7 protein-coding genes and 1 pseudogene are annotated in these 8132 nt (G+C 65.3%); 3 read left to right on the top strand and 5 right to left on the bottom strand.

Going from position 1 to position 8132, the window contains the following annotated elements:
• Together ACZ4NB_RS37820 and ACZ4NB_RS37815 are read left to right on the top strand one after the other, a co-directional pair.
• Positions 1-1959: RHS repeat-associated core domain-containing protein (locus ACZ4NB_RS37820; RefSeq protein WP_467667584.1), on the top strand; the 1959-nt coding region annotated here is incomplete at its 5' end.
• 118 nt (positions 1960-2077) lie between these two features.
• Positions 2078-2368, top strand: coding sequence for a hypothetical protein (locus tag ACZ4NB_RS37815; protein WP_467667583.1), 291 nt, complete (start codon positions 2078-2080; stop codon positions 2366-2368).
• A 1060-nt stretch (positions 2369-3428) separates the two neighbouring features.
• On the opposite strand, the gene ACZ4NB_RS37810 is transcribed toward ACZ4NB_RS37815, so the two are convergent.
• From ACZ4NB_RS37810 to ACZ4NB_RS37790, 5 genes are all read right to left on the bottom strand, one after another.
• Positions 3429-3698 (bottom strand): hypothetical protein, encoded by a 270-nt coding sequence (locus tag ACZ4NB_RS37810; protein WP_467667582.1) that lies wholly within the window; start codon positions 3696-3698, stop codon positions 3429-3431.
• A gap of 624 nt (positions 3699-4322) precedes the next feature.
• Positions 4323-4499, bottom strand: a complete 177-nt coding sequence (locus ACZ4NB_RS37805) for a hypothetical protein (protein ID WP_467667581.1) — start codon at positions 4497-4499, stop codon at positions 4323-4325.
• Positions 4500-5038: 539 nt separating this feature from the next.
• Positions 5039-5470 (bottom strand): helix-turn-helix domain-containing protein, encoded by a 432-nt coding sequence (locus tag ACZ4NB_RS37800; RefSeq protein WP_467667580.1) that lies wholly within the window; start codon positions 5468-5470, stop codon positions 5039-5041.
• A 52-nt stretch (positions 5471-5522) separates the two neighbouring features.
• Entirely contained in the window at positions 5523-5744 is a 222-nt protein-coding gene (locus ACZ4NB_RS37795; protein ID WP_467667579.1) for a hypothetical protein, read from the bottom strand.
• A 970-nt stretch (positions 5745-6714) separates the two neighbouring features.
• On the bottom strand, positions 6715-7272 hold the full coding sequence (locus tag ACZ4NB_RS37790; protein ID WP_467667578.1) for a Uma2 family endonuclease: 558 nt from the start codon (positions 7270-7272) through the stop codon (positions 6715-6717).
• A 630-nt stretch (positions 7273-7902) separates the two neighbouring features.
• Between ACZ4NB_RS37790 and ACZ4NB_RS37785 the strand changes: the two are divergent.
• A pseudogene (locus tag ACZ4NB_RS37785) lies at positions 7903-8112 on the top strand (IS5/IS1182 family transposase); the annotation flags it as partial.
• Positions 8113-8132 lie beyond the last annotated feature (20 nt).

The following is an 8132-nucleotide window of genomic DNA, read 5'->3' as shown; positions in this document are numbered from 1 at the left end:
GGCGTCCGCCACGAGTTCACCCACGACACCGAACTCCGCCTTACCCAGGTCACCAACCCCCAAGGCCTGACCTGGAACTACGCCTACGACCCCGCCGGCCGCCTAGCCTCCGAGACCGACTTCGACGACCGCACCCTCACCTACACCCACGACCCCGCCGGCCAACTCACCACCCGCACCAACGCCCTCGACGAGGTCACCACCTACACCCGCGACACCCTCGGCCGCATCACGGCCAAGGACGCCGCGGGCCTCATCACCACGTACGCCCACGACGTCTCCGGCAACCTTCAACAGGCCGCCAACCCCGACGCCACGGTCACCTACACCCGCGACGTCCTGGGCCGCGTCACCGCCGAGTCGGTCAACGGCCGCGCCATGACATTCACCTACGACGCCCTGGGCCGTCGCACCTCCCGCACCACCCCCACCGGCCACACCACCACCTACACCTACGACGCCGCCGGCAACCGCACCGCCATGGACATCGCCGGCCACGCCCTCACCTTCGACCACGACGCCGCAGGCCAGGAACTCACCCGCACCATCGGCGACGACTTGCAGCTCGCCAACACTTGGGACCCCACCGGCCGTCTCACTGTCCAATCCCTCACCACCACAGCCACCGGCACCTTCAACGCCCCCACTGGAACCGCCCCCTCACCGCACTCGGCCGCCGAGGCAACAAGACTCCTTCACCGGGGCTACGCCTACCGCCCTGACGGCCACCTCACCGCCATCGACGACACCCGCAGCGGACGCCGCACCTTCGACCTCGATCGCGTCGGCCGCGTCACCGCCGTCCACGCCACCAACTGGACCGAAAGCTACGCCTACGACGAAGCCGGCAACCAAACCCACGCCACCTGGCCCGACCACCACGCCAGCCCCTCAGCCCGAGGGGAACGGTCATACGAAGGCACCCGTATTACCCGCGCCGGTCGCACCCGCTACGAACACGACCACCTCGGTCGCGTAACCCTCCGCCAAAAAGCCCGCCTCTCCCGCAGACCCGACACCTGGCACTACACCTGGAACACAGAAGACCGCCTGACCAGCGTCACCACTCCAGACGGAACCACCTGGCGCTACCTCTACGACCCCTTCGCCCGCCGCATAGCCAAGCAGCGTTTGGCTGCCGACGCCTCAACGGTCGTGGAACAAACCGACTTCACCTGGGATGGCGCCACCCTCACCGAACAATCCACCCATACTCCAGGCGCCCCAGAATCCATCACTCTCACCTGGGATCACAAGGGTCTAACCCCCCTGACGCAGACTGAACGCAAAACAACAACTTCCGACCTAGCATTAGCCTCGCAACAAGCCATCGACCAAAGATTCTTTGCCATCATTACAGACCTGGTTGGGTCTCCCACTGAATTGGTGTCCAAGGATGGCGAAGTCGCCTGGCATGCACAGGCGACCCTATGGAGAGAGACCACCTGGAACAGCGCCGCTACGGCATATACACCACTTCGGTTCCCTGGACAATACTTCGACCGGGAATCGCAACTGCACTACAACTTCCACCGCCACTACGACCCCGACGTCGCACGATACCTTTCCCCTGACCCACTTGGCCTAAAACCGGCCAGCAACCCGGCGACCTACGTCACAAATCCGAATTTCTGGGTTGATCCATACGGCCTCTCGGCGTGTCCTCGAATTCCAGATGACGAGATTCCAGTGATAGGCAGATTGCCGGACACCAAGGTCGCCATTGACTGGCCCGGGCATCACGTCCTAGATGTACCCAAGTGGGGTATGGATATTAATAATGAATGGGTGGAATCGATAATAAGGGACAAGCGTAGCGTCTACTTAGCGTCGCCACAGAACCACGCCACACTTACCCACCCAAGGCATGGTCGGAGCATTTTCGCTCGGGAGCTTGAACAATTGAAGAAAGCCGGATACCGGCAAGTCGGTGACTACATGATCCCCCCGGCGAACTGAACAACAGGAAGGATCGGCACTCAACTAGTGGACAAGTTTCACACCGCAGGGGAGAATCATTAAAGCCGCGCAAGTACGGTTACCGCACGCAATCGTTTCGTTTCCACAAGGGAGAATTGTGGCACTTTCGAAAAGAATCATCCGCCGAATCGAACGGGACTTCCCCCAGGACGAGGTTGCGGCCATCGTGCAGCTACTTGAGGAAGTCGTCAAAGATGTTGGGTACGACATTTCAATAGTAGAGGAGCGGGTCGCTGCCGCCATCCTTCTGTACAGTCAAGGTGATGTCGATCGATTCACGGAAGCCGCGGACGAGGCACAACAAGACTGGCGAGATCTTATGCTTGACGTCGAATTGGCCAATTCAGACTGGGAGCAGCGAATTAATGACGAATTCGGGAACTCTTGAAAGCCTCGCGTCCAGACCGGCGCGCGCGTGACAGCAAGGGGGCAGCGCGCTCGGGTGGCCGCCCTGCGTCGAGCACCACGGCCGTACCTATGGGTTGCCGCCAACCGTTGTTCAGTTCATGAGCGAACTTGACGACAGCTTGCTGGGCTTGGTGGCCAGCGTGGTCGACGCGGGTGCGGAACGGCTCCGCTGCTGACCTTGCGAGAGGCTCGGGCCGCAGGACGCTGCCGCCGGCGGCCGGGACGACCATGCCGCGCTCGGTCATCGTCATCACGCGCTCACCGCGGCGGGTGTCGCCGCCCAGCGGGCGGGCGGCGAGGCCCGTTGCCGGTCTGTCCACCGGGGGGGAGCAGCCTGCTCGTACAGCGGCGACTGGACGGCCGCCAAGCTCCGGTGGGCACTGACCGTCGACCGGGCCGAGCGCGACACCCTCCGCGACCTCGCCACCGGCTGCGAGGACACCGACGTCGCGTACGAACCGGTGTAGCGCAAAGCAATCCTCGGGAGGTGTGGCGGCCGGAGCGCACCGACGTGCGAAGGGCAATGAGCCCCGGCCTCTCCCCGGCCATCGGAAGCGGATCTGCCGCCGACGCTATGCCCATGGGTGTGAGAGACCGCCTCCCCCGCCCAAACTGGCGTCCACAGCAGCGTGAACGGCCCGGCCGGCAAGCTCTGGAGCACCCGGGCCACCCGCTCGTCCAGGGTGCGCCGGACCGGCTCGCACTAGGCCTTGCTGGACACAGCGCTAGACGGCGAGCGGGCCAAGGTGTCGTGGTAGGGCTCGTGCCGTTGCATACACCCCCGCCCGGCGCTTCGGGCCTGCCCGAGGTAGGCGGCGTCGAGCTCCGTATACGCCGAAGGGCCGCATAGTTCGTCCGGCCCCTTCGGCGTATACGCCGCCATGCGTTGATGGGAGGTTCTACAGCTTCCCGGCCTGCTGCAAGGCGAGTGCGGCATCGCCGCTGGCCCTGCAGCGGACCACAGATTGAAGCCGGTCTGTAGCCGATGTGGCCCCGGAGGAGAGGGGGTGGGGAGGAGACCGAGGTCTCCTCCCCACCGTTCATCCAATGAGTTTGTGCAGTACCGGAATGCTCACGCCAGCTGCGGCCAGTCCGGCGAGCGCGGCCTCGGCGATGGAGTGGCTCTTCCAAAAGGTGAGGGCGCCGGCGAGGCCGCCGAAGATGGCGGCCATCACCAGGACGATGGCGGCGTGCTGGGAGAACAGCGGGGCCTCCCGGCCGCTGACAGCCGTGGGCGGAGGGGCCACGGGAACGGTCGAGTCCGTCGACGTCCCATGCGTCTGCGGGCTGGGGTCAATTGTGGTGGACATGGCAAACCTTTGCTTCTGATGCGTGCTGCGGCATGCGGTGAATTGGTTGAACAGACCTTGGCCCGGCGGGGAGTTAGCCCCGCAAGTCCGCTGGTCCGAGCCCGGTGGCGCCTCCGGCAGAGAGGAGACTGCACCGTGCCGGCGGCGGATTCGAGTTCTCGCGAATTCGCCATCCGCCGCTGATGCCCCATCAGCATTTACCATTCACCGCCCCCGCTTCGGTCATCTGACCTGCGACTTTGCGGCCTCGGGTTCTTGGAGTGGGCCGTGCGGTGCCGCGCGGAGGGGAGTTTCGCGAGAGTTTGAATCGGCCTGGCCGCGCCGCTACGCCGTCGGCCATGCGCCGCGAGTACCCTGGGCGCGCAATTCCCCCTCCCGCGCGCCCTACCAGACCCAAGGGCAAGCCGCGTAACACCCGACCAGCGGCTTTCCGCCTAGCGCATGCCTGCGCTCTGACCGTGGTGCACTTCTCCGGCGGTACGCAGACGTCGAAGGCGGCTGACGGTCTAGCGCCGGTCAGGGTCCTGGCCGCTACAGCATCCGCCCCAAGCCGCGCAACCTTCCGCGAAAACGCGGCCAGGCCCCGGAGACGGGTGTCTCCGGGGCCTGGTGCGGCGCGGGCGGCTAATGCTGCTGGGTTTCAGTCTGCTCGCGGATCGCGTCGGCGACCTCCAGCAGCGCATAGGGGATAGCGGCCAGACCCTCGCCGATCGCGTCGACGTGCTTCTCCTCCCCAGTACGACCGGCGGCCTGACCGGCATAGGTCGAGGCCGTATCCCCCAGGTGCGACAGCCGCGGCATGCTGATCCCCTCCCGTTCGCCGGCCCTTCCGGCGATCCGCTCTCGTCCTGCCCCGCGCGCCGGGCGCGGCCTGGTGCACTCCGGATAACCTCACCCATCCGGGTCTTACGGCAGTTTCTGACCGCCCGCCAGCGTCATAGTGTTGCCGCTGGCCGTGACGTCGTGTGTCTCCAGGCAGCAAGGCACACGGTTGTGTAAGCAACGCAACAACCCGTGGGCTCCAAGGCAGGTGCGCCTTGGAGCCCGGGGCATGACCACGAAAGCGACTTCGGCTAGCTGGCCTCCAAGTGTCCCTCCTCAGCCGATGACCTCTTGTATGTCCGAGATCGACCATCGGTGACAACTCGTACGTTTGTGATCTCGGGACCCGGCCACGACTGCACCTGTTCACGCAGCCCTTGCTGGTCGTGCGCTGTCTCGTAATCGGAGACGCGTGGTCCGCGATCGAGCTCACGATGGCGCCATGCGCACAACCAGGCCCGTGTCCACTGTGTGTACTCCGAGGGCGGTACCTCGCAGACTTTGAGGAAGGCTCCCAGTTACGGCCTGGAGAGGATGGTCAGGCCGTTCACTATCCGCAATAGCGTGGTGTGCGGCAGCTCGCCATGGCCGCCGGCGCGACGCTCCATCTCATCGATGGGCATCGCACCTGCCCTGTAGTAGAGGTGCTGCAGAGCCGTGACCATGTCCGCGGGCTCGCGGACCAGGTCCAGGGGGAGCGCATTGCTCCGAGGGTGCGTCTGGCGGTATTCGCTGTATCGCGCGACGCGCCATAGTCGGCGAGCTTCTTTGGCAGCAGAGGCTCCGCACGCACGGGCGTACGCCTCAACGACGGGCAGTTTCGGGATCCGCTCTCCGGTCGTAGCGCGTGAGAGTGTCGCCACGCTGAACACCGTCTGTTCGGCCATCTCGGCGTAGGTGATCCGAGCGTCTTCACGCTGCTTGCGCAGCCACTCCGCAAGCCTCCGCATTGCCAGGTCTGGAGTGGCGATGGGGGTTTCCGGACGTCCCAGGGCCCCTCCCTCAGACGCTTTGCGGGAGTGCTTCGCGCTGAGTGAGGCGGTGGCCGACGAGGCCTCCCCCGATCAGCACCTCAGCAATGGTGCCGACCGGCATGCCCTGAAGCGTCAAGAGCGCCCCAATGATGGTGACCACGATGATCAGTACGCATTCTGTACCGGTCAGACCGACGGAAGGATCCTGAGTGGATATGACACACGGGCGGTGCCAATGGTTCTTCTTCATGCGGCTCCTTGATCGAGCGCCGCCTCCTGATGTCACGGAGACGGCCTACGGGTGCACAACCAACTAAGCGACTGCAATCGCCTTTTGAGCATGTTGGCACTAGATCGCGAAGGTCCGCTCCCGTTGTTTCATACGTACCCCCGTACGACTAAGCCCCGGGAGCCGAGACTGCGTCCTATAGAAAAGGGAAATCACTCTGACCTGCAGGCTTCGAGCCGTCGCCGGTGTCGGTGGCAACTGGTAAGAGTTTTTGTTGCACCGGCATCCTGATCGCGCTTGTAACCGTGCGGCCTGAGTTGCAAGGCTGAAGGCACAGGTTCTTGGCACGCCTCTACGGCCGTGCCCTGCGTTCTCAGCTACGGGTGCACAACCTGGCACTGACGCAGAACCTAGCGGTACGCGCTGCAACGCGTACCGCTCACTGTGAGGGGCCAGGCCCGTCTGGGCCTGGCCCCTCACAGTCATAACAGTGCCGAAGACTCCGATTTCTACTGCGGACCGCCATCGAGAAATGGCGGTGGCTTAGCTCCACAGCGCCGGAAGAATCTGATTCTCTGGCCTGGCCACGAGCGAGGCCCGCCCTGCCTTGAGTTCGGGTACGTACTTGTACAGCGTCGTCCAGGCGACCCCGAGCAGCTTCGCGATCGAGGTGACGGTGTTGTCCGGGCGGGTGGGATGCGGTAGGTCTGCCTGCTGAGTTTTTCGTGGAAGACGCGGGGCAGAGGGGCTCCGCGCACGAGTGCTGAACAGCGAATTCCCGATCGGTGCGACCGTTGCGTTCGCGTCCCTCGGTGAGGCAGAGGGAGGGTGAGGATGCCGGGTGTATGCGGGTCCAGCCGGAAGTCGGCATCCGAGCGGAGGCCCGCGTGGGGCTGTGGCTGGGACGGGGAGCGGCCGTCTTCTCCTCAACGGCGAAGACACTGAAGACCCCGACGGTGGTGCGAGAACTACTCGTCCACACCTATGTCGCTCAGAGGCTGCTGGTGCCCAGGTCGAGGCTGAACGGCTCCGGGAGGCGGATGGTGGTGCCGTAGAGGTGGGGGCCGTCGGCGCGGGTGTAGCCGAGCTGGCCGGGCTCGGAGTACAGGGTGACGCTGCGCTCCAGTCGGTCGACGAGGAGGTAGAGGGGCGCCCCATACTCCGCGTACCGCTTGCGCTTGACGACTCGGTCGGTCTCCGCGTTGGACTCGCTGGTGACCTCGACGACGAGCAGGGTGTCCGACGGGAGCAGCGCGCCGGCACCCTTCGCGGCCGCGGACGGCACCACCGCGATATCGGGCAGGTACCAGTTGGAGGAGCCGGGCAGGTCGAGGTTGCCGGAGCCGGTGACGCAGTCGAGTTCCCGGGCGCGGGCGCGGATCTGGTCGCGGATCGTCTCGGCCGCGGCTTCATGGTCCCAGGTCGGCGACACCGGCTCGATGACCCCTTCGATGATCTCGGCGCGGTCGCCGCGGATGTGCTGGAGCGCGTATTTGAGGGCGCGTTCGGGGTCGACGCCGTTGCTGTAGTCGGCGGGGGCTTCGCTCACCGGGACCGTCCTGGGCGAGGTGGGGCGGGTCGGGTCTTGCTCAACCTATCGCCCCGCCGCTAGGTGGGCGGGGCGTAGCGGGCTGGGTTCCTTCGTGCGGGGCTATTCGCTGGTGGTCTCGCCCTTCAGGGCCTGCCCCACGGTTGCTGTACTGACGCGGAGGGCGTTGGCGAGTGTTGCCTTGTCGATGCCGTGGGCGTGGGCTGAACGAATAGCCCGGTTCCTGCGAGCCACGTGCTGTGTGTAGTGGGCTTTGCCTGCCACGGTCCGCTGGAGGAGCTGGGCCCATGCAAGAAGGGCGCGCCCGCGCCAGTGGCGGAAGATGCGAGCGAGGTCTCGGGTTCGGGGTGCGGGTGTAGTGTTGCCGGCCAACGAGTCCCCCTACAGTTTGTCCGGTGTTGCACCACACCGTGCAGGGGGCTGGGAGGCCCGGCAAGAGCGCGAACTCGCCGGAGACTCTTCACCTCGGTACTAAGGAGTGAGTCCCAGACGAGCTCGGTGTTCGTCAACCCTTCCGGCCCGCACCCAGCAACGACCCTCAATAGATGCAGGTCAGCCGCTCGTAGCCGTACCCCGACCCTTCACGTCGGACGCTGCTGTGACGGCTCCGCGTAGCGGCTGGCCGCTCCGCTCGCAGGTTGGCTGTCGCGACGCGGAATCCGGCACTGCATCGCCCGCAAGGATGTCGAGACACCGCAGCGGCTTGGTCGGCATCGTCGGGCGACCGAACGGACCATGGTCTGGCTCGCTAGCTGCCGCCTCCACCGCCGCTACGAGCGCAAGGCCGAGCACTTCTTAGCCTTCACCAACCTCGCCTGCTACCGAAGACTCACCAATTGAGATGGCTTGTCAGGGCCTGA

The sequence above is a fragment of the Streptomyces sp. NPDC026575 genome (genome assembly GCF_055567415.1).
The sequence above is the reverse complement of the archived record's forward strand: the minus strand, read 5'-3'. Positions and strand labels throughout refer to the sequence as shown.